The following is a 1,225-nucleotide window of genomic DNA, read 5'->3' on the forward strand; positions in this document are numbered from 1 at the left end:
TTAACAAACATTGATGATAAGTTTACATCTAGGTTATATCAGGGAATGGATTTATGCGTATCAAACCTACCAGCTTGGCGGTCTTGCTCTCTTGCTCACTCATCTTGAATGTACAGGCATCTCAAGAAGAGGTGCCTGCACTTAATTACTCTCAATCAGCACAGCTGATTCGCGACACATACGAACGTGAGTTATTCACGCTTCCTCCTTTTAAGGAAGGCCACTTTGGGCTGCGTATGTTCCGCCAAACCTTAGATGAAAAATACTACGCAACCATTTGGACAGACATGGCTCAAGTCGCAAGCCGATTGAATCGCTTCGCGAATGACGTCGTCAAACCAGAAGACATCATTTTGTACTCCTCTGAGCGGCTTACTCGCTACCAAGAAAAAGAGGACGAGCGCAGTCAACGTCGTTATACCGTAACAAAACATCACCCTGAGTATTTGTATCTTGGCGTCGATTTACTGGGCGCGATGGCGAGAGCAGATGAGTACGGCTTAAAGCACCAACAAGATAAAACACTGCGAGAAATCATTCGTCGTTACGATTTTACTCGCTACGCCACCGATCAAGAGATGATTGAAGCATGGGCGGCGCAGTTGGCAAATCAGGTCTATTGGCTGCGTCAACTGGGTGAACAAGATGTGGTGAACGCGTTCATTGAAGCATTCCGATCGACCTACCCCGACGACAATGATAAAAAGCTCTCTGCTCAGCAATACGGCAACAAAATCTATGGCATGACACACATCATCTTTGCCGACTCTCAGTATTATCAAAAGCGCGTGAATGAAGCGGATCATCAATGGATTTATGATTACTTCCGCGACAACATCGACACGATTTTATTGCGAGCAAAAGAAGACATCATTGCCGAAGTAGGTATTTCATTTTTACTGGCTGGCCTTGACCACGATCCCGTCGTTGAGAAAACACGCCAAGCGATTCGAGATGCCATCAGCACCGAACAAGGGATGATTCCATCCGTTGATGGTGACTTTGATCTAAAGTTTGGGGAACATCGCAATGTGCTCGCGATTATGCTTTTAGATTGGAAAGGTGTGCACAAGGCACCAACATATCAAGCGCACCCGAAAGCGTTCAAATCGATCCCTTATGGGTTAGTACCTAAATCCCCCAAATAACATCGAATAAACATGGTTCGGGAATGCTCTTGCACTGACTCACACGACTTTCCCAACACCATAAAAAAACCCGCCAC

The 1,225-nt window shown here is 45.8% G+C and carries 1 protein-coding gene; it reads left to right on the forward strand.

The window, feature by feature from the left end:
* Positions 1-53: 53 nt before the first annotated feature.
* A complete protein-coding gene (locus R7F67_RS24385; protein ID WP_318057484.1) occupies positions 54-1,148 on the forward strand; it encodes a DUF3541 domain-containing protein in 1,095 nt (364 codons plus the stop codon).
* Positions 1,149-1,225: the final 77 nt, after the last annotated feature.

Origin of the sequence: Vibrio sp. YT-17 (assembly GCF_033337375.1) — a bacterium.
GTDB lineage: Bacteria > Pseudomonadota > Gammaproteobacteria > Enterobacterales > Vibrionaceae > Vibrio > Vibrio alginolyticus.